The sequence below is a fragment of the Lysinibacillus sp. YS11 genome, assembly GCF_002896375.1.
Lineage (GTDB): Bacteria > Bacillota > Bacilli > Bacillales_A > Planococcaceae > Lysinibacillus > Lysinibacillus capsici.
The window spans coordinates 538156-556854 of record NZ_CP026007.1 but is presented as its reverse complement, the minus strand read 5'-3'; the positions used below and the strand labels follow the sequence as shown (position 1 = coordinate 556854).

19 protein-coding genes are annotated in these 18699 nt (G+C 37.2%); 8 read left to right on the top strand and 11 right to left on the bottom strand.

The window, feature by feature from the left end; genetic code table 11:
- Positions 1–43: 43 nt before the first annotated feature.
- The 3 genes from LBYS11_RS24075 to LBYS11_RS02580 all read right to left on the bottom strand — a co-directional run bounded on the left by LBYS11_RS24075 (position 44) and on the right by LBYS11_RS02580 (position 7637).
- A complete protein-coding gene (locus LBYS11_RS24075) occupies positions 44–5533 on the bottom strand; it encodes a collagen binding domain-containing protein (RefSeq protein ID WP_103117409.1) in 5490 nt (1829 codons plus the stop codon).
- Between the two features lie 369 nt (positions 5534–5902).
- On the bottom strand, positions 5903–7210 hold the full coding sequence (locus LBYS11_RS02585) for an HD domain-containing protein (RefSeq protein WP_004227654.1): 1308 nt from the start codon (positions 7208–7210) through the stop codon (positions 5903–5905).
- Between the two features lie 202 nt (positions 7211–7412).
- Entirely contained in the window at positions 7413–7637 is a 225-nt protein-coding gene (locus LBYS11_RS02580; protein WP_004227652.1) for a YuzB family protein, read from the bottom strand.
- A gap of 235 nt (positions 7638–7872) precedes the next feature.
- On the opposite strand from LBYS11_RS02580, the gene LBYS11_RS02575 reads away from it, so the two are divergent.
- On the top strand, positions 7873–8523 hold the full coding sequence (locus LBYS11_RS02575; RefSeq protein WP_004227650.1) for an RsfA family transcriptional regulator: 651 nt from the start codon (positions 7873–7875) through the stop codon (positions 8521–8523).
- A 36-nt stretch (positions 8524–8559) separates the two neighbouring features.
- Here LBYS11_RS02575 and LBYS11_RS02570 read toward each other — a convergent pair whose 3' ends face one another.
- Complete coding sequence (locus tag LBYS11_RS02570) at positions 8560–9393, bottom strand: octanoyl-[GcvH]:protein N-octanoyltransferase (RefSeq protein ID WP_054548577.1); 834 nt, start codon at positions 9391–9393, stop codon at positions 8560–8562.
- A gap of 156 nt (positions 9394–9549) precedes the next feature.
- Here LBYS11_RS02570 and hemQ point away from each other — a divergent pair, with 156 nt between their 5' ends.
- Entirely contained in the window at positions 9550–10299 is a 750-nt protein-coding gene (hemQ, locus tag LBYS11_RS02565; protein WP_103117408.1) for a hydrogen peroxide-dependent heme synthase, read from the top strand.
- A gap of 464 nt (positions 10300–10763) precedes the next feature.
- On the opposite strand, the gene LBYS11_RS23180 is transcribed toward hemQ, so the two are convergent.
- Positions 10764–10934 (bottom strand): hypothetical protein, encoded by a 171-nt coding sequence (locus LBYS11_RS23180; protein WP_199768293.1) that lies wholly within the window; start codon positions 10932–10934, stop codon positions 10764–10766.
- 245 nt (positions 10935–11179) lie between these two features.
- Between LBYS11_RS23180 and LBYS11_RS02555 the strand changes: the two genes are divergently transcribed.
- Together LBYS11_RS02555 and gerQ are read left to right on the top strand one after the other, a co-directional pair.
- Positions 11180–11605: a cell wall hydrolase gene (locus LBYS11_RS02555; protein ID WP_004227631.1), complete on the top strand. Its 426-nt coding sequence runs from the start codon at positions 11180–11182 to the stop codon at positions 11603–11605.
- Positions 11606–11627: 22 nt separating this feature from the next.
- Complete coding sequence (gene gerQ, locus LBYS11_RS02550; RefSeq protein WP_004227629.1) at positions 11628–11963, top strand: spore coat protein GerQ; 336 nt, start codon at positions 11628–11630, stop codon at positions 11961–11963.
- Between the two features lie 82 nt (positions 11964–12045).
- Here the strand turns inward: gerQ and LBYS11_RS02545 are convergent, their stop codons facing one another.
- The 5 genes from LBYS11_RS02545 to LBYS11_RS02525 all read right to left on the bottom strand — a co-directional run bounded on the left by LBYS11_RS02545 (position 12046) and on the right by LBYS11_RS02525 (position 14987).
- Positions 12046–13221, bottom strand: a complete 1176-nt coding sequence (locus LBYS11_RS02545; protein WP_103117407.1) for a M20 family metallopeptidase — start codon at positions 13219–13221, stop codon at positions 12046–12048.
- A gap of 163 nt (positions 13222–13384) precedes the next feature.
- The gene (locus LBYS11_RS02540) at positions 13385–13765 is read right to left on the bottom strand and encodes a DUF423 domain-containing protein (RefSeq protein ID WP_103117406.1); all 381 of its coding nucleotides are present in this window, start codon (positions 13763–13765) and stop codon (positions 13385–13387) included.
- 26 nt (positions 13766–13791) lie between these two features.
- Positions 13792–14058: a YwdI family protein gene (locus tag LBYS11_RS02535; protein WP_048393438.1), complete on the bottom strand. Its 267-nt coding sequence runs from the start codon at positions 14056–14058 to the stop codon at positions 13792–13794.
- Positions 14058–14234 carry a hypothetical protein gene (locus LBYS11_RS02530; RefSeq protein WP_048393435.1) on the bottom strand — a complete coding sequence of 59 codons (177 nt, stop codon included), beginning with the start codon at positions 14232–14234 and terminating at the stop codon, positions 14058–14060. The genes LBYS11_RS02535 and LBYS11_RS02530 overlap by 1 nt, the downstream gene beginning before the upstream one ends.
- Before the next feature lie 75 nt (positions 14235–14309).
- Positions 14310–14987: a uracil-DNA glycosylase gene (locus LBYS11_RS02525; RefSeq protein WP_103117405.1), complete on the bottom strand. Its 678-nt coding sequence runs from the start codon at positions 14985–14987 to the stop codon at positions 14310–14312.
- 198 nt (positions 14988–15185) lie between these two features.
- Between LBYS11_RS02525 and thiD the strand changes: the two genes are divergently transcribed.
- Positions 15186–15992 carry a bifunctional hydroxymethylpyrimidine kinase/phosphomethylpyrimidine kinase gene (gene thiD / locus LBYS11_RS02520; protein WP_255409667.1) on the top strand — a complete coding sequence of 269 codons (807 nt, stop codon included), beginning with the start codon at positions 15186–15188 and terminating at the stop codon, positions 15990–15992.
- 46 nt (positions 15993–16038) lie between these two features.
- Here the strand turns inward: thiD and LBYS11_RS02515 are convergent, their stop codons facing one another.
- Positions 16039–16587, bottom strand: a complete 549-nt coding sequence (locus tag LBYS11_RS02515) for an acyl-CoA thioesterase (RefSeq protein WP_016993384.1) — start codon at positions 16585–16587, stop codon at positions 16039–16041.
- Between the two features lie 196 nt (positions 16588–16783).
- Between LBYS11_RS02515 and LBYS11_RS02510 the strand changes: the two genes are divergently transcribed.
- The 3 genes from LBYS11_RS02510 (at position 16784) to bshB2 (ending at position 18676) form a co-directional block, all read left to right on the top strand.
- On the top strand, positions 16784–17065 hold the full coding sequence (locus tag LBYS11_RS02510) for a hypothetical protein (protein ID WP_048393429.1): 282 nt from the start codon (positions 16784–16786) through the stop codon (positions 17063–17065).
- A 557-nt stretch (positions 17066–17622) separates the two neighbouring features.
- Positions 17623–17973: a YojF family protein gene (locus LBYS11_RS02505; RefSeq protein WP_004225428.1), complete on the top strand. Its 351-nt coding sequence runs from the start codon at positions 17623–17625 to the stop codon at positions 17971–17973.
- A gap of 13 nt (positions 17974–17986) precedes the next feature.
- The gene (bshB2, locus tag LBYS11_RS02500) at positions 17987–18676 is read left to right on the top strand and encodes a bacillithiol biosynthesis deacetylase BshB2 (protein WP_103117403.1); all 690 of its coding nucleotides are present in this window, start codon (positions 17987–17989) and stop codon (positions 18674–18676) included.
- Positions 18677–18699 lie beyond the last annotated feature (23 nt).

Genomic DNA, 18699 nt, shown 5'->3' with positions numbered 1-18699 from the left:
CCCCTAAGATTTAAGAGTCTTAGGGGCTTCTTCTTTTAAGTAATTATTTAACTTCAGCGTTGCGGCGACGTAAGAAGTATAATGCACCAAGAATAAGTGCTACTCCAATCAGCATTAGGGCTGTTTGATCGGCACCATCTGTCTGAGGTAATTTACCTTGTGCTTTTAATTGAGCTTCTAATCGTTTTGCATCCGATTTAATTTTGTTAATATCAAGTGATTCTGCAACAGCTTCCTGTTCCTCTTTAGTTAATTGACTATATTTATTCAAGAAATCCTTATAAGCATCTAGTGTATCTTTTGTAGCTTTAGTTGGATTATAAGGCGGTAAGTTTTTCCCTTGATCAATGACACCTTGAACAGAAGGTTTAGATCCCTCAGTTTTTCCAGGATTGGCCGAATTGTTTGAATCTGTATTTGGTTTGTTTGGTTCTACAGGATTCTCTGGATCTGGATTTGGTTTGTTCGGATCCACTGGTTTTTCTGGATCTGGATTTGGTTTGTTCGGATCCACTGGTTTTTCTGGATCTGGATTTGGTTTGTTCGGATCCACTGGTTTCTCTGGATCTGGATTTGGTTTGTTGGGATCCACTGGTTTCTCTGGATCTGGATTCGGTTTGTTCGGATCCACTGGTTTCTCTGGATCTGGATTCGGTTTGTTCGGATCCACTGGTTTTTCTGGGTCTGGATCTGGATTTCCTGGATTAGTTGTAGGAGGTGTTACTGGTAGACTTGGCTGAATTTTAGCCTCGCATGTATTACCCACGATAACTGTACCAATAATTGTCTTACCATTCTCTCTTACAATATACTTACCTGGCTTAATAATTGAATTATTGATCGTAATTTGACCCTTACTATCTGTTATAAACTCTGTTGAACCATTATCTTCAACCTGTATACCATCTTCACCTGTTATTGTTACTTTTACGCCTACACGTGGTTGACCAAACATATTGTTAATTGTCAATGTAAAGGCTGGACAAACTGGTGCAATTGATAATGTAATTTCACAAGGAACACTCGCATAAGAAACTTCTATCTCACCTAAGTAAATATTTTTATCATATACATCATATTTACCCGCAGGAGTTGTTTTAGATACAAATGTTAAATTTCCATCTTTATCCTTATTTATTGAGATTACTTTTCCAGATTTATCTTTAATAATGACATCGTTACCTGGCTTGATGATGCCAGTATTATCTTTGATTATTACTGTGAAGTTTTCACATTTTGGTGTTGGTTGAACGCTCGCTTTACAATCGATATTGCTTTCAAACTCATCAATTTCTTCTCCATCAACTACAACTGTGTAAACACCTGGCTCTAAATCACTTAATTCAATTACACCGTCTTTTGTAGTTTTTGTAGCTATAATGTTACCTGTATCTTTATTTTTAACCGTTACTGAAGTACCATCTGCAACTAAATTACCATCAACATCATAGACAGTTAATTCAAACGTTTCACATTTTGGTGCTAACTGTAATTCACTTTGGCAATTATCATTGTGATACGTAACATTTACTTCACCTAAATACTGGGTACCCTCATATAGCTTATATTTTCCTGCTGGAGTTGTTTTATCAATGATGAATTGACCATCACTATTTGTTGTGCCAGTAGCTATAATAGTATTACTTAGATCTTTAAGTGTAACTGATACATTTGGACGTGGATTTCCATTCTCATTTTTTACAGTAATTTTAAAGTTAGGACATGAATTTGTAGGTTGGACTGTATCTTGGCATTCTCCAGTACCATATTTAACGGTAACAGTACCTAAAGGAATGTCATTTTCGTCCACTAATGTATACACGCCTGCTTGGACTTCTTTACCACCTGTACCAGGTCGCTTAATATCTGATACTTGCCCTGCAGCATTTGTTGTACCCGTGTATTTTGCGTTGCCGTTGCTATCAATTAATTTAACATTTTTATTAGCAATAGCATTACCATCAATGTCTTTCACTGTTAATGTGAATGCTGGACAGGCATTTGTTAAATTAACATCCTCAATGTTATCAATAACATATGCTTTACCATCCACACCTGGAGTAATATCTATATTTGCTCCCATTGTAATCGTGATTGGCGCAATCGCAATATAGCCCGCTGGTGATTCCTCTCTTAACGTATACTTTCCGTAACGCACTTGTTCAAATGTCAATGTGCCATCTGCATCTGTTGTTCCTTCATCAAGTTTGATTGTGTTATTTTTATTCCATAATTCAAACTTAACACCAGCAAACTCTTCACGTTTACCTGTTAAAGGATTTACTTTATATTTTTTTAATTGCAATGTACCCTTAACACCTGATGCACTTGTATCAGATGAGCTATATTTAAATGTTTTGCTATCGCCACCGTGGTCACTTGTACCTGCAGCTGTTGCTCCAGCGTAACCAATAGAGGCACTATTAGAAATTGTTTCACCCGCGTTACCATCCCCCATAAAGAATGTGGAATACGTAACAACATAACCTTTGCCATTTAATTCTCCCAAATTAAGACTAAAACTACCATCTTGATTTAAGACAATTTCGCTAGCATCCACAGTAATAGGGGATCCTATATTTTGAGAAGTCCCATTTGCATTTAGTTTAATCTCTTGTTTCTTGAACGTATTTGTTAATATTTTTTGGTTACTTGATGGTTTGTCTGTTAATGTAATATTTCCTAATTTTGAATTAGAAGCATTTACTGTAACTGCCCAATTAATAATATCGCTGGCTGGAACAGGTGTCGCTGTTTTTTTAATTAACTCATTTGCAAGATTACTAATTTTTGCTGTTGCATTATAATTATAGCTTCCATTGTGTGGAGTATCTAGAGTCGCTGTATTTGTGTAATCTCTTGGAGCATTCGTTGAGTTTTGACCAAAAATATCGTCAGCATCTTTTGTTTTGTATTCAATTAAATACGCTTCGTTGTTATCAGTAATTGGATCTAGGTTAATAAACGTAATTTCAAAACCTGTAACCTTGTTATCTGTTAGTGTTTCTGTAACAGTCCATTTAGCAGGATCTAATGTACCATTTTTTGTTCCCTCTTCTGTTGTTAAGTTTAGCTTAGATATGGTAATTTGATCTTTTAATGTTTGACCATCCGGAACAGGAATATAATGACCCGCACCTAATGTATCTGTTAAGGTAGCACTATTTATATCTTGTTTATTGATATTAACCCCAATACGCCAAGAAAACTCTTGTGTCTGGTTATCTACGACAACTTTTTTGTAGCCATTATTGTTTGTTGGAGAAGTAGAATCTGGCGTATAATTAGCAGTTCTATCTAATGCTTGGTTATGAGAATCTATTGCGCCATCCCATGTTGCATCAGCCGTATTAATATACGCGGTTGCTACACCTCCGTTTGGCTTAATATCGTACTTTGTTTTGTATCGAATAGTAACTGTGCGGTCTTTTGGAATGTCACTTGAAAATTCCATTTTAAAACCTTCGTTGCCTATAGTTGGGGCACTCCCCCCCTTATCTGTAATCGTGTACGTTAAACCATTTGCACCAGTAACCTCATAGAAGTCAGTACCGTTCCATGGTGTTAAAGTGTGTTTTAACGTTTCTCCAGCTTTATTTGTGGTTGTAAAGTCATCTTCTATTACAAAGTTTTTCAAATCTTTCTCAGCATTAATGGTTAAAGTCCATGTAATTGTTTTGTTTACATAGTCAATTGCCCCGCGTGCTTTATTAAAGATGTTTGAAGCCAGGTCTAGAGTTGCTGTGTCTGAACCACTATCTCCTCTTGTTACAGTATTTGTAATCGTGCCCGTATTTGCATCTGTAACAAATTCATCTTCCAGCTCTGTATCATAGACAACTTTAAACGCTGATGTCACCTCACCAGCTGGACCTGTAGTATTTGTTGAATGATCAAAGTTGATTATAAAATTATAATTATTTTGTGAATCGAAGCTATAATCTTGACCTTCACTTAACAGAATTGAAGATTGCTCCGTTTGACCGTCATTCGATAAAGTTACACGATATACTTCAAAACTACTGTAATCAATTTTATGCTTACCAGTTGTTGGCGACGAGCCTGTTAGTGTATCTGTTAGTTTCGCTTTATCAGCAGGTATTTTTTGACCTAGCCAGTTATACTTGATTGTCCATGTCGAATTATATTTATCGCCACTTCTTGTTTTATCTAAGCTTGGTCCATACTGTACAGTTTGTGTTCCATTGGCTGTTGTGTTAGCAGGGATATTTGTCCCTGTCAAAGTAGCTACGTTTGTATAGGGCATACTTGATGCAGTTGGATCTGCTGTTACAACAGTGTTATATGTTACTTTGTATGCATAGTATCCATCTGTCAATGAGATAGGGAATGAGGTTTCATTGCTTGTATCGTCTACAGCACCTGGGCTGTTTGGATTAAATCCACTCAAACCTATTTTATATCGCTCAACTGTAATATTTCCTGCCAGCTCATGCTTTGTATCTGGTACATCATTCAAACTTGCACTTTCAAGTTTTTGCCCACCAGTATTCACCCAAACTGTCCATGGAATCGTTACTTCACCACTTGCATCACGTGTAATAGAACCAGCATTTTTAGTTAGTAATTGCCCACTACCTGTAGGTGCAAATTCAAAGTCTAGTTGAACATCTGCTCCTCCAAGCACAGGGATTATTAATGATTGTTCAAGTTCACTTTCATCAGCAAAATTATCAAATTTCGCCATAAACTCAAAGTTCATACTACCTGATTGCCCTTGTTCTAATTCACTATCTATTGTGACTGTTACTGTTTTTGTAGCACTGTTATAGCTTGACGAATAGGCTAACCAATCACCAGTATCTGTTAATGTTCTTGATTGATTAAAAGAACCTGCTGTGTACTCTTCAATCATATTGGCAGGTAATTGGAATGTGAACGTAGAACCTATTCCATAATCAATTGTTGGATCCAAAGAGAATGTGTAGTTTAGATATACTACATCACCCTTTTTCGGTTTTGGCCCTGAATAATTTGCTAAATCTGTAGCATTTGTAATTAATGCTCCACCTTGTGAAAAGAGCTTTAAGCCACTAAATGACATCGTCACATCTGCTTGCATATTTTCAACAGGGTAACCTACTGGCGCACCTAATGGCATTATTAACTGTGGCTGGTTTTCTAGCTGCTCTTCTTCTTGTTGTTCTTCTGGCTGTCCTTCTTGCTGTCCTTCTTGCTGTTCTTCTGGTTGCTCTTCTTGCTGTTCTTCTGGTTGCTCTTCTTGCTGTCCTTCTGGTTGTTCTTCTGGTTGTTCTTCTGGCTGTCCTTCTGTTTGCTCTTCTGATTTTGTTTCATCTTCTGGAGTTGTCACTTCAGCAGCATCTTCACTTGGTATTTCACTTGTAGTATTTTGGTTTCCTACTTCTCCATTAGAATCAATCACAGTATTTTCGCTAGATTCATTTTGAGGAGTCACAGGTGGTTGACTCTCGTCGGCAAACACTGAAATTGGTGAAAGTACTGTTTGAAATACAAGTAGCAATATAATTATCGCTATGTTTAATTTTTTCATGTTTCTCTCCTTTTTTAGTTAGAGAGATACCTGATACTGTTTGCTACAAGATTGATCCTTTCAGGTTTAGGAAAGGAATGAACAAACAATAGGTCACACTCTCTCCTTTAATTTTTATGGAAACATCTCAAATAAAATTCAACCATTATTTTAATATAGGTCATTAGAATTATTCACAGATGTTTCCACATATCTTTACGGCACTTTTGTATTACAACAATCAATGGGCACCACCTCCATTTCAAAATTATTGATTAATTATATCTAATTCAACTTAACAGTTTCTAAACAATTATCTAAAAATAATAAAGCAGTAAACAACATCCCCCTGGAACGTGTTTACTGCTTTATTATTTTTAAAATTTATATTTATTTATTGTCTTTCCTTAATAACATTAATATTTGTTTTTTTACAGTTGAGTTTGTTGAATCGTCCTCTAAGAAATCTAATGGGAAATAGATTTTATGATCTCGTTTCATACGCCCTGAGATAGCATCCACAATAATGGATTCACGTGAAAGCTCCCGTAGCTCACCATTTTTCATTTCTAAAAAAATTGGTACACGTACTTCTTCCTCTCCTGGTCTGTAAAAATCATATGGCAGATCTGCTGTTGTATCATGTACAAGATAATAATCGGGGTCTAATCCTGCCTTTTTGAAAAGCTCTTGGAGTTTTTGATATTTATTGAGCTCTACTCCAGGGTCTAAATCAATGTATTGAAATAGCTTACGATTCACAAAGCGGCGGCTTAAATCACTTAGAATGGCATCCTCCTCTTGCATCCATAACTGAAAATATGTAAAAAGTATACTCTCGTCTAACGCAAGATAATCCTCTAATGTAATAACATTTCGGAAAAATGCTAGGAAATGAGTAGGCTCATGCTTAAATGTATAGCCCGCTAAGCTTAATTGTTTTACTCTTTTTAATATATTATTTAAAATTACCTCTGCACTTCGTGAAACAGGATGGAAATAAATTTGTAAGTACATTTGATAGCGACTCATTATATAGTCTTCCACCGCATGCATGCCTGTTGCTTTGATTACTACTTGGTTTTTTCTTGGACGCATTACTCTTAAAATCCGTTCCATATCAAAATGACCGTAGCTTACACCTGTAAAATAAGCATCACGTTGTAAGTAATCCATACGATCTGCATCAATTTGGCTCGAAATTAAACTAATTACTTGCTTATTTGGATATGTCTTTTCAATTACTTGGGATACTTTTTCAGGAAAATCAGCTGCCACTTTTTTTAAGATCGCATTTACTTCCGTATCTCCCAACAAAATTTGCCTTGTAAAATATTCATGATCAAGCTCAAATACATTTTCAAAGGCATGGGAAAATGGGCCATGACCTAAATCATGTAAAAGGGCTGCACATAACACTAATAATCTTTCACTTTCATCCCAATCTGGACGCCCTACAAAGATATCATCTACTATGCGACGTACAATTTCGTAAACCCCCAGAGAATGACTAAAGCGACTATGCTCTGCTCCATGAAATACTAAAAATGTGGTACCTAGTTGACGAATTCTACGTAAACGCTGAAATTCTCTTGTACCCACTAAATCCCATATCACTTGATCTCGAACATGTACATAACGGTGTACTGGATCTTTAAATACCTTTTCTTCTTCTAATTTAGCGTTTGCATATGTCATTTGGATAGCACCCCCATTTTGTTATAGTTCTATTATATGCGATAAATCTAGGACTAGCATACTTATTGCCATTTTTCTATAGATATTAACAACCTATTTCGATTACCTTTATCATTATTTTTATATTTATATTGGTCTAATTTCTCAACATATAAAAAAAGCAAAACGAAAACTATCCCCCAAGTAGAGATAGCTTTTAGTTTTACTTTTTTAATTTTGCTAAAACCTTTTCCATTAGTTCATCTTCTGTTAATGCAGCAACAGGTCGGCTATTTACAAAGGTAAATGTCTTTTTGCGTCCTGGACCACAGTAAGAATGACAGCCAATTTCGATGGTTGCATCAGGATCGATTTCCTTTAATTTTGGAATTAACGTTTTTAAGTTAACGGCCTGACATTCATCGCAAACTTTAAATTCGTTTGCCATTTTGTCAACAACCCTTTCTATATAGTATTTTTCAAACATAATCTCGCTCTATTGCACACATGACCTTCACATATTTAAGTATGCAGCATGTGCGCAAACCTACATCGGGTATTGTATCGTACTTTTCCCCTTCTATTCAAGCATAATTCCTTCTACATAGATGAATAAAAGGTTAAAAGATTGGTCATGCTAGTCTTAAATAACAAGTTCCAGATAAAGGTGGGAGGATTTTAATATGAGTAAAGTAAGACAAGATGCTTGGTTAAAAGAAAACGATGAATTACTAGCAGAGGCTGTAATCCGTCATGTAACAGAAGGAAGCACACAGCTTAATGCCTTTGAAGAAGCAGGCGATGCATTAAATCGTACTGCGGCAGCCTGTGGTTTTCGTTGGAATGCCGTTGTTCGTAAAGAATACGAGGAACAATTAGCAGAAGCTAAAAAGGAAAGAAAAGAGAGAATGCGAGTGTTGGGAGCGCCAGCAAGACGCCGTGCTTCTAGTATGTTTACCGTAAATAATAGTGCTGCAGAAGGAAAATCAATTCCGCTATCTGCCCTTTCTCTTGATATTGTCATAGCTTATTTACTACGTTTACAGCATTCTGGTGAAGTAGGAAATGAATCTTCAAAATGGCGACAACTTGTACATGTAACATCTGAGAAAAATAAAAAACTAGAGAAAACCATTACAAAACTAGAAGAGGAAAATCGAGCGATTCGCAAAGATTACGAGCAATTTGTTCAAATTATGAATCGTGCTAGACGTCTTGTTACGCTTGATGAAGAGGAAGAGCGAATTGCACCTGTTTTTAAAATGGAGAAGAACGGAAATCTTGTAACTAGCAGTTCTATTTATCAACCAGAAAATGGCGATGCGCTAAATTAGCCGCATCGCTTTTTCTGTTTCATATAATCAACCAGCTTACTTACGTTCAAGCATTTTGGTGTTGCGCTCAAAAACCCGCTGTAAATAAAAACCATACAACGTTAATTCTTCGTCATAAAAGGACTGTGGACGTACTTCCTCGGCCCACTGATTAAGTAGTTGCTGTAGACGAATAACAACCGCTTCTACTGTTAAATGAGGGTCTATAAGCTCCGATAGCGAAGCCATGACTTCTGGCACGATTTGAGGGTAAGCGAATTTTGTTTCCTCTTGTTGCAAGCTCTCTTCATAAAAGTCACGGATAAGTGCCGCGCGTTGTGAGCCACTCCCCTCAATACATAAATAAATTTGCACTGCCACCCCTTGACGTAAGCGTCTTTGTGAAATACCAGCAAATTTTTTCCCATCAATACTTAAATCATAAGAACCTGGGCAATAAGAGCCCACTATTTCATAAGCCTCAATTTTTTCAGCTACTTCTGGGAACAATCCCTTCACAAGGTCCACCATCACATCATAGCCATCGTTTATACTGAGCGACTCTTTTTGTTCAGACAATACAATGGAAATATTAAGAATCCCTTCATCTAGCACAACCGCTAGTCCACCAGAATTACGAACAATAGGATGATAGCCTCTAGATTCTAGTAATTCCATACCTTGCTGGACATAAGGTAACCGATGGTCTTGAATACCTAGCACAACAGATGCCTCATGAACCCATGTACGAATTGTTGGAGGAGACATCAATTGGCCAACTAATTGGCACAATGTATCGTCCGTCGCAAAAGATTCAAGCGGTGATCTTTGCTTCGCACTAATGGATTGATCATAATAACGCCAAATTGGCTGTTGTAAAATATGTTTCATTTTGGTACTCCTCTTATTACATCTCTTCTCTTTAGAATACATGATCTTTAGATGGTGTCAAATTCGTGAATTACTATCATGAACTTAGGGTTTTTGTACAAACTATGATAAACTAATTTTTGAATGGTATTCACTTATAAAGGAGTGTTTTCAATAATGAATGAAGCAGCAATTACGTTAGATGGTTGGTACGCTTTACATGATTTCCGCTCAATTGATTGGGCATCTTGGAAACTTGTTTCTGCAGAGGAACGTCAAGCAGCAGTAGAGGAATTTATTGCTTATTTAGAAAAACTGAACGCAGCAGACGTAGCTAAAACAGGTGCTCATGCTTTCTATGCAATCGTTGGTCAAAAAGCTGACTTTATGATTATGACATTGCGTGAAACAATGGATGAGTTACAAGAGCTTGAAGCAGAATTCAATAAATTAGCTATTGCAGATTTTACAATTCCTACATATTCTTATGTATCTGTGGTAGAGCTTTCAAACTATTTAGCTGGCGAATCAAATGAAGATCCTTACCAAAATCCACATGTACGTGCGCGTCTATATCCTGAACTTCCACGGGCTAAATATGTATGCTTCTATCCAATGGATAAACGCCGTCAAGGGAACGACAATTGGTACATGCTATCAATGGATGAGCGTAAATCATTAATGCGTTCACATGGAATGATTGGTCGCGGCTATGCTGGTAAAGTAAAACAAATTATCACTGGCTCTGTAGGCTTCGATGATCACGAATGGGGCGTAACTTTATTTGCTGATGACGTACTGCAATTCAAAAAATTAGTATATGAAATGCGCTTTGACGAAGTGTCAGCACGCTATGGCGAATTCGGGGAATTTTTCGTCGGAAACCTTCTTGATAAAGATAAATTGGTTAAATTCTTAACTGTTTAATATCTAATTAAAAATGCGAGTCCATATTGACGGACTCGCATTTTTAAATTTCGTTTTCTTCTGCATTCTCGGATTCGAATATTAAAATAATAATATGAATAAAAATCCCAGTTAGAATCATAAGAAAAACTAAATACCAATTATATGGTTGATGATAATATTCTGCTATTCCAACTGCCAGAAAAGCGCTGATGATGATCGCTACAAACATACTAAAAATACGCATGGAAACGCTCCTTCATAAAAGCAAAAATAAAGTCAATTTTAGTATGTCACGCTATATTTTTAATATACTTACTAGGCAAGAATAATTATGTCTTATTGGATAGCAGCTAAAACAAGCATTGTAAAGGCATTTTTCCTGATGCCCTGCTTTCCACCCTTTTACTCACAATATAAAAAAGTGCCATCTTTTAGCGATGACACTTTCTTAACCTCAACACGTTTCTTCTATATACCTCATTTTAAGAGCTCTCGTTCTTTACTTTTAAAATTAAGATAACCGTTTGAATAAACAAACCAATCACTATAATAACAATAAAGAGATACCAGTGGAGCGGCTGTCCATAAAACTCCCCTAATAGAAAGGCCAGTACTGCACTTAATAAGATCCCAAACCAAACGCCAATTTCCATAAGCCATCACCTCACATGTATTAGATACACATGCAATTCATTGATCTCACGTTCCCCTAAATCTATTTTTTTCTATTTACCCTTTTTGCTATAAAAACTATTGGGTCTTGCAGGATTTGAAGTATTTTCTACGTACTTGTCGTTATTACTACTATATGCATAGTAACTTTAATATGTGATTGTCTTTCTTAACAAAATTGAACATGACTACTATACCTTCGTGCATATACTGTCTGCGAGGAGGTATGAAAATCGCTGTTATTAAGACGAATGATGCACAGACAGCCCTACTTGCAAGACTAATGCGTGCCGAAGCAGAAGGCGAAGGAGAGTTAGGCATGCTGATGGTTGGGAATGTTGGCGTTAATCGTGTAAGAGGTGATTGTTTAGATTTTGGTGATATTCGAACAATTGAACAAATGGTTTATCAGCGTCCGGGAGGCTTTGAGGCAACACAAAAGGGTTATTTTTATCAAAGAGCACGTGATCAAGATATCCGGTTAGCTAAAAGGGTAATTCAGGGTGAAAGATTTCATCCAGCTACCCGCTCTTTGTGGTTTTTCATGCCAGCAGGTGATTGTCCTGCACAATGGTATGGCCAATGGAATACTGGCAGGTTCAAATCCCATTGTTTTTTCTCGCCAACTGAACAAGATTGTCCTCAAATTTAAAAAGAAAGTAGGTTGATAATTGATGATGCCTTATTATTGGACACCAACAACGCAACAACAAATGACTCCTCCTCCAGTCACACTTCCGAGCGGACGACCACCTGGCCGTGAGGAGTCCTATATAGAAAATATTTTGCGTTTGAACCGTGGAAAACCAGCTACCTTCCATTTTTCTTTTGAGCACGCAGTAGAGCAGGGAAAAAACACAAAAACTGTTCGTGGTGTGGTAGAAGCAGCTGGTCGAGATCATGTCATTATTCGTGAGCTTAAGTCTAATCATCGTTTTCTTTTCCCTATGATTTATTTCGATTTTGCTGAGTATGATGAGGAAATGGCTTACTTTAATCAAAATCCATAATTCTATCTCTAAGTAAAAATCCGCAATACACTCACTGACCAAAAGTCGATGGGCGTATGCGGATTTTTATCATTCGCTATGTTCAATTTTCTTTTAAATACGTTAAGGTTGCTTTACCTAAGGTTTTTGCTGCAATTAGCATGGCACGTTCATCAAAATCAAAGCGTGCATGATGATGCGGATAAGCCGTTTCCCATTCTGGCTTTTTAGCTCCTGTGAAGAAAAATGTGCCTGGTACTTTTTCTAAATAATACGCAAAATCTTCCCCAATCATAAATGGCGGACATGTTATTACTTGATCTACCCCTGGTACAGTCGATGCCAATTGTGCCAAAAACTCGGTTTCTCTCTGATGGTTATAAACAGGTGGATAACCCCTTGTGTAACGATATTCGTAACTTGCCCCAAATGCCAAACAAGTCGCATTTAATACCGCTTCTAACTCTTGTTCCATTTGTATGCGTACTTCTTCTTCAAATGTACGAATTGTCCCCGCTAAAACTACCCGATCAGCTATAACGTTAAACGGATTAATTGCCTCAAAATGACCGATTGTTAAAACAGCTGATTTCAATGGGTCAATTCGTCTTGAAACAAGCTGTTGAGCATTAACGACAAATTGGGAGGCTAGGGTAACTGCATCAATAGAATGATGAGGCTCTGCGCCATGACCACCCTTTCCTTGTACCGTTATTTCTACTTTATCCGCGGCAGCCATGATGGCTCCATCTTTCACTAATATTTCTCCTAATGGTGTAGGTGCCCATAAATGTGTACCAAAAATAACATCTACACCTTCTAAACAACCATCCTCAATCATCGGCTTAGCTCCACCTGGAGCCACTTCCTCTGCATGCTGATGAATAAATACGACATTGCCTTCAATTTGGTCCCTCATCGCATTTAATGCCTTAGCTAGCCCAAGCAATGTAGCTGTATGTCCATCATGTCCACATGCATGCATTTTTCCAGCTATTTTAGATTTGTAAGGTACATCATTTTCCTCTTGAATCGCTAATGCATCGAAGTCAGCTCGTAAAGCCACCGTTTTGCCCGGCTTTCCGCCACGTAATATCGCTACGACGCCACGTCCTCCCACTCCTTCTCGAACCACATGACCCAATTCTCTATGAAAAGTAGCTATATAGGATGGCGTTTCGACTTCTTCAAAGGATAATTCAGGGTATTCATGTAAATGGCGACGAATCCCTACCATCTCATTATAGTTAGCATCCAGTAATGTAAATAGTTTTTCCATACTACGTAACCTCACTTTTGGTATTTTCGAAATATTGCAAGTAATATTAGTAGTGTACTATAAATTCTTACAAAATGGATAGGATTTAAATCCCTATCTTTGAAAGATGACTCATAACAAAGAAAAACCCCCCTACAAATAATGTAAGAGAGTCAGCTTAAAATTAGCGAGCATGCTTGAGAGCAGTTAAAATAATAAGTAGCCATCCAGCTAAAAATAGTACGCCACCAATTGGTGTAATAGCTCCTAATACTTTAATACCACTTATCGCCAGAACATATAAGCTCCCAGAAAAGAAAACAATACCAAGGTTAAAGAAAATACCTGCTAGATTTAATTGTTTCACTTCACCTAATAGTTTAGAGCTCATTAACAGACCAATGATTAGTAATCCTGTAGCGTGAAACATTTGATATTGAACAGCCGTTTCCCAAATACCTTGACTATATTCATCTAAAATTTCCTTTAAAGCATGTGCACCAAATGCACCGAATGCTACTGCTAATAGGCCATGAAGAGCACCTGTCACGATAAATCTTTTCATTTTCGTTACCCTACCTTTAAAATGGATTAAAAATCAAAAATGGAATCGCCATTGGCTCCATCTTCTTCAATCTTTGCTGTATATAAAGTGGATGGTTTTGACTCTGATACAAGCATTTGCGGTACATGCTTATGAGGAGTGATAGATGGTGCATCACTTGAAGAATCTAACACCACATCACATAATGCTCGAATGGCTGTAAGTGCCTCACGAATTTGCTGATCATTTCCCGCATTTTTTGCGTAAGATAATTGTTTTTCAAGTTGCTGTATAACGGCCTGATAAGAAATCATTACATTCTCCCACTTTCTACTTTTGGTACGAATTTTAAACAATCTACACCCGAGGATTGCTTCACAACAACGGATGGTATTTGCTTTGTTTTAAAGCCATAAGCTGCACATGCTCGTGGGTTTTGAGGGTCCCAGGTTACTTTAAAAAATTGACACTTAAAACAATTCACCTTCATCAATGTCCCTCACTTTCTTCTATATTAAATGTAACATGATTGCTAAAGCGTATAAAGCAAACGATTTGTGCCAATCTATTCTAAACACCAATCAATCGGCTGCTTGCCCCACTCCACTAATTGTTGATTAATCTTTGAATAAGGTTTACTACCAAAGAATCCTCGATAAGCACTTAATGGACTTGGGTGCGGCGCTTCGAGTATGACATGTGGTGTTTTATATTTTCGGATTAATTGCTTTTTGCGTTGCGCTGGTTTGCCCCACAATACAAAAATTAGTGGTTCTTCCCTTGCAGCTAATAGATCGATAACAGCATCGGTAAATTGCTCCCACCCTTGTTCTTTATGGGAATTCGCTTGTCCTGCTCGAACTGTAAGCACCGTATTTAATAGCATAACACCCTGTTCAGCCCACTTTGTTAGCGTTCCATTTTGAGGAATTGGACAGCCTAAATCATCCTGTAGCTCTTGAAACATATTCCGTAAGCTAGGAGGATGTGGAATACCTGGTTTAACAGAAAAGCTTAGCCCATGCGCTTGATTAGGCCCATGATAAGGGTCTTGTCCCAAAATAACAACCTTCACATCATGATATGCTGTTGTATAGAATGCGTTCATCACATCATTGATTGGTGGATAAATAGTTTGTGTCGAATATTCATTTGCGACAAATTGACGTAGTTTTTGATAATATGGTTTTTCTAATTCTTCTTTGAGTACTTCTTGCCAATCATTCGGGAATACTTGTTTCATCGTTCATTAAGCCCCTTTCTCTTCTTACAACGGTACAAAAAATTAAAGATGAATTCAAGCATCAGTTGAAACTGACCATATAAAAATATAGTATTCTGGCTATTTTTATAGAATCAGAATCGGACTATACTAGATGTTAATTTTATAACTCTTAACGATAAAGGAGATCCTTTACATGACTCTAAAAAAACATTAACAATTGCTGGTTCAGATACATCAGGCGGTGCAGGAATGCAAGCTGACCTTAAAACATTCCAAGAGCACGGTACATATGGGATGGTGGCATTAACAGTTGTCGTAACAATGGACCCTAACGGCTGGACACATAACGTCACACCTTTGCCAACTGATTTACTACAAAAACAAATTGACACAGCACTTTCCACAGGAATTGATGCCATTAAGACAGGAATGCTCTCAACAGAAGAAATTATTCGTATTGCTGGAAAGGCTATTGCAAATTCAGGGACTACAAATGTGGTCATCGATCCTGTTATGGTATGTAAAGGTGACGATGAAGTACTGAATCCAGGTAACACAGATGCCATGATTCAGCATCTTTTACCACTAGCAGCGGTAACAACACCAAACCTGTTTGAAGCTGGACAATTAGCTGGCACAGGTACACCAAAAAACATTGACGACATGAAGATTGCTGCTCGTAAAATCCATGAACTAGGAGCTAAAGCTGTTGTCATAAAAGGTGGAAAAGCCCTAGCTACTGAAAAAGCAATAGACTTATTCTTTGATGGTGAAACATTCTACTTATTAGAATCTGAAAAAGTTGCATCTACAAATAACCACGGTGCAGGCTGTACTTTTGCTGCCTCTGTCACAGCGAATCTTGCGAATGGACTTACTATTAAAGATTCTGTCATTGAAGCAAAAGAGTTTGTATCGGCAGCTATTGCACATGGCTGGGCGCTAAATGAATATGTAGGTCCTGTCATGCATGGAGCGAAATCACGCTTTGGTGCTCCACACGTAACAGTAACAGAAATATAAGGATGAAAGGGATGTCTCAAAGTCATTTGAGACATCCCTCTTTTTTTTACATATAATTCTCCATCATTTCTAGCCGATAATCCCATGGATCATTCATAGATATAAATTGCGCTAATGCTTTACTTTCCTTTTTACGTTCAGCACGGGCCTTCGCTCGTTCTGAAGCTGTTTCATGCAATTTTGTCTCTTCTACTGTTTCAGGTATTACTCGTGGGACCAGTGCTGGTTTGTTATTTTCATCCAATGCCACGAAAGTTAATAATGCAGTCGCTGCCACCTTTCTCTCCCCAGTTTTCAAGTTTTCAGAAATGACTTTAACAAAAACCTCCATAGAAGACCTTCCCGTCCAAGTTACATAGGATTCGAAATAAACCGAATCTGTTGGGCGAATGGGATGTAGGAAATCGACTGAATCAGTTGAGGCTGTAACACAATCTTTTCTGCTATGCTTTGCAGCTGAAATGGAAGCAACTTGATCAATATCGCTCATCAATCGTCCGCCAAATAATGTATTATGATTATTTACATCGTTTGGAAATACACGACTTGTACGCATCACTCTTGATTCCTTACAATATTTAAAGTCCTTATTCACTCTAATTCCCCCTCTAAACGTCTTGTTTATTCCTACTATAATGCTATATTTAAATGGAAAAATCAATGTAATTATTAGAAAATTACAAATACTAAACAATTATTTAATGATGAGTATTTATCCGATAAAGATTAAAATTGGACAAGATACGTTAATGCCTCATACCCCATATATTAGCTGTATGGGAGGGGAAAAAATGAAAAAAAACAAGGTAGAAGACTTAACGGAAGAATCAGGTTTACTAGCTGGAGAAATCACCTCTTCAAAAGTTGAAGTAATTGCCTCCATCATATTAACACTTGGTTACTCATTATCCACCCTTGCCACAATATTGGCTCTGCAGGAGGAGGAAGAATTGGCACAAGCCAAAACTACTGAAACCCAAGATCAAAATCTTTATATGAAGCAAATGTTTAAACAATTACAAAATGTTAATAATCGTTTAGATACAATAGAACGAAAGCTCAATCGATACTAACAAATACATAGCCTACATTAATTTTCAATAAAAAACCGCGACTCTCCGTCATAAAGAGAGTCGCGGTTTTTATTATACTATGATAATGAGCTTCATTTTTCTTCCCTTTTTCACAGCTACCTTGCATAACCTGTTCAAGGAACGTCATCTATTGTACCAAGATAGAATTCATTATTTCTGAAATAATACTACCTTCAACAGGTGGAGCTGTCTACACACACAAATTAGGAAGAAGTCATGGTTGCAATATCTTTTCAGATGTGAAAACGGATACAATGCGAAACGACACAGTTTGTACATATTTATTTTCACACTCCCTATATTGATACATTACAATAATTTTTTCAAGAATATTGCTTAAGAACTTGTCATAGGTTTAGAGATGATGATTTATTTCTCTGGATGCTAGGATTCATTTTCACACTCTCAAAAATTTGGACAAAATGGCGCTAAGGTTTGTAAATATAAATCATCAATTTTTTTATCAAAGCAATCAATTTCCCTTTGCGAATTTTTTTACTATACTTAAAGGAGAAATGATCGAGAGGAGTGTTAAGATGCAAGAAGTACAAGTAGAGACGTTGCAAAAATTGCTGAATTCTTTCGCCAACAAAGACGTTTATATTCATCTTGAGACGACAAACGGATCTTATGCAGCACACTATGATGAACAGTTTTTTAATGCAGGTGCTTTTATTCGCAATGCTAAAATTAACTATGAGCTTGCTAAGGTTGTAGATAATGCACCTCATCGTGTGGGTTTAAAATTACCTCATGGCTGGGTTTATGCTCAAGGCATTACACATTTTGAATTAGATGATTTAGGCCGTTTATTAATGGCTGGACTAGACTACTCTGGAAAATTGGCGATTGCGCTTGAAATTAGTGAAACGCCATTTACTTACTAAGGGGGACGACTATTTGAATTTACAACCACAACGTCATATTTTAATTGTGTACCCTCACCCAGATGATGAGGCTTTCTCAGTTGCGGGGACCATCGCCTACTATACAAAGAAAATGAATACACCTGTTACATATGCCTGTTTAACATTAGGCGAAATGGGACGTAATTTAGGTAATCCACCCTTTGCTACACGCGAGTCTTTACCTGAAATCCGTCGTAAGGAATTGGTTACAGCGGCAGAGGCGATGGGTATTCAAGATTTACGCATGCTTGGTCTACGTGATAAAACAATTGAATTTGAAGATGATGAGAAAATGGTAAAATTAATGGAAGGGCTAATCGAAGAACTAATGCCTTCTTTAATTTTCACATTTTTACCTGGCTTTGCTGTCCACCCAGACCATGAAGCAACAGCACGTGCTGTAATTGAAGCTGTACGTCGTATGCCAAAGGCTGCTCGTCCACAAATATTCGGTTGTGCCTTCGCCAATGATACGATTGAAAAAAATGGTGAACCACATGTGGTCTATGATATTCGGGAAATGCGAATGGACAAATTAAAAGCATTACAAGCCCATGCGTCTCAGACTGGTTGGATGATGCAGGAGACTGAAAAACGTATTGATGACGGCGAACCAATGAGCGAGAGCTGGCTTAATGTTGAAAAGTTCTATATTGTTGACCCAGATAAATATGTAAAATAAATAAAGTACTGTTCTCATTTTTG

Bases quoted from the DNA above. Each gene is read 5' to 3' on its own strand.
- LBYS11_RS24075 (WP_103117409.1), bottom strand. From the start codon at position 5,533: ATGAAAAAATTAAACATAGCGATAATTATATTGCTACTTGTATTTCAA.
- LBYS11_RS02585 (WP_004227654.1), bottom strand. From the start codon at position 7,210: ATGACATATGCAAACGCTAAATTAGAAGAAGAAAAGGTATTTAAAGAT.
- LBYS11_RS02580 (WP_004227652.1), bottom strand. From the start codon at position 7,637: ATGGCAAACGAATTTAAAGTTTGCGATGAATGTCAGGCCGTTAACTTA.
- LBYS11_RS02575 (WP_004227650.1), top strand. From the start codon at position 7,873: ATGAGTAAAGTAAGACAAGATGCTTGGTTAAAAGAAAACGATGAATTA.
- LBYS11_RS02570 (WP_054548577.1), bottom strand. From the start codon at position 9,393: ATGAAACATATTTTACAACAGCCAATTTGGCGTTATTATGATCAATCC.
- hemQ (WP_103117408.1), top strand. From the start codon at position 9,550: ATGAATGAAGCAGCAATTACGTTAGATGGTTGGTACGCTTTACATGAT.
- LBYS11_RS23180 (WP_199768293.1), bottom strand. From the start codon at position 10,934: ATGGAAATTGGCGTTTGGTTTGGGATCTTATTAAGTGCAGTACTGGCC.
- LBYS11_RS02555 (WP_004227631.1), top strand. From the start codon at position 11,180: ATGAAAATCGCTGTTATTAAGACGAATGATGCACAGACAGCCCTACTT.
- gerQ (WP_004227629.1), top strand. From the start codon at position 11,628: ATGATGCCTTATTATTGGACACCAACAACGCAACAACAAATGACTCCT.
- LBYS11_RS02545 (WP_103117407.1), bottom strand. From the start codon at position 13,221: ATGGAAAAACTATTTACATTACTGGATGCTAACTATAATGAGATGGTA.
- LBYS11_RS02540 (WP_103117406.1), bottom strand. From the start codon at position 13,765: ATGAAAAGATTTATCGTGACAGGTGCTCTTCATGGCCTATTAGCAGTA.
- LBYS11_RS02535 (WP_048393438.1), bottom strand. From the start codon at position 14,058: ATGATTTCTTATCAGGCCGTTATACAGCAACTTGAAAAACAATTATCT.
- LBYS11_RS02530 (WP_048393435.1), bottom strand. From the start codon at position 14,234: ATGAAGGTGAATTGTTTTAAGTGTCAATTTTTTAAAGTAACCTGGGAC.
- LBYS11_RS02525 (WP_103117405.1), bottom strand. From the start codon at position 14,987: ATGAAACAAGTATTCCCGAATGATTGGCAAGAAGTACTCAAAGAAGAA.
- LBYS11_RS02510 (WP_048393429.1), top strand. From the start codon at position 16,784: ATGAAAAAAAACAAGGTAGAAGACTTAACGGAAGAATCAGGTTTACTA.
- LBYS11_RS02505 (WP_004225428.1), top strand. From the start codon at position 17,623: ATGCAAGAAGTACAAGTAGAGACGTTGCAAAAATTGCTGAATTCTTTC.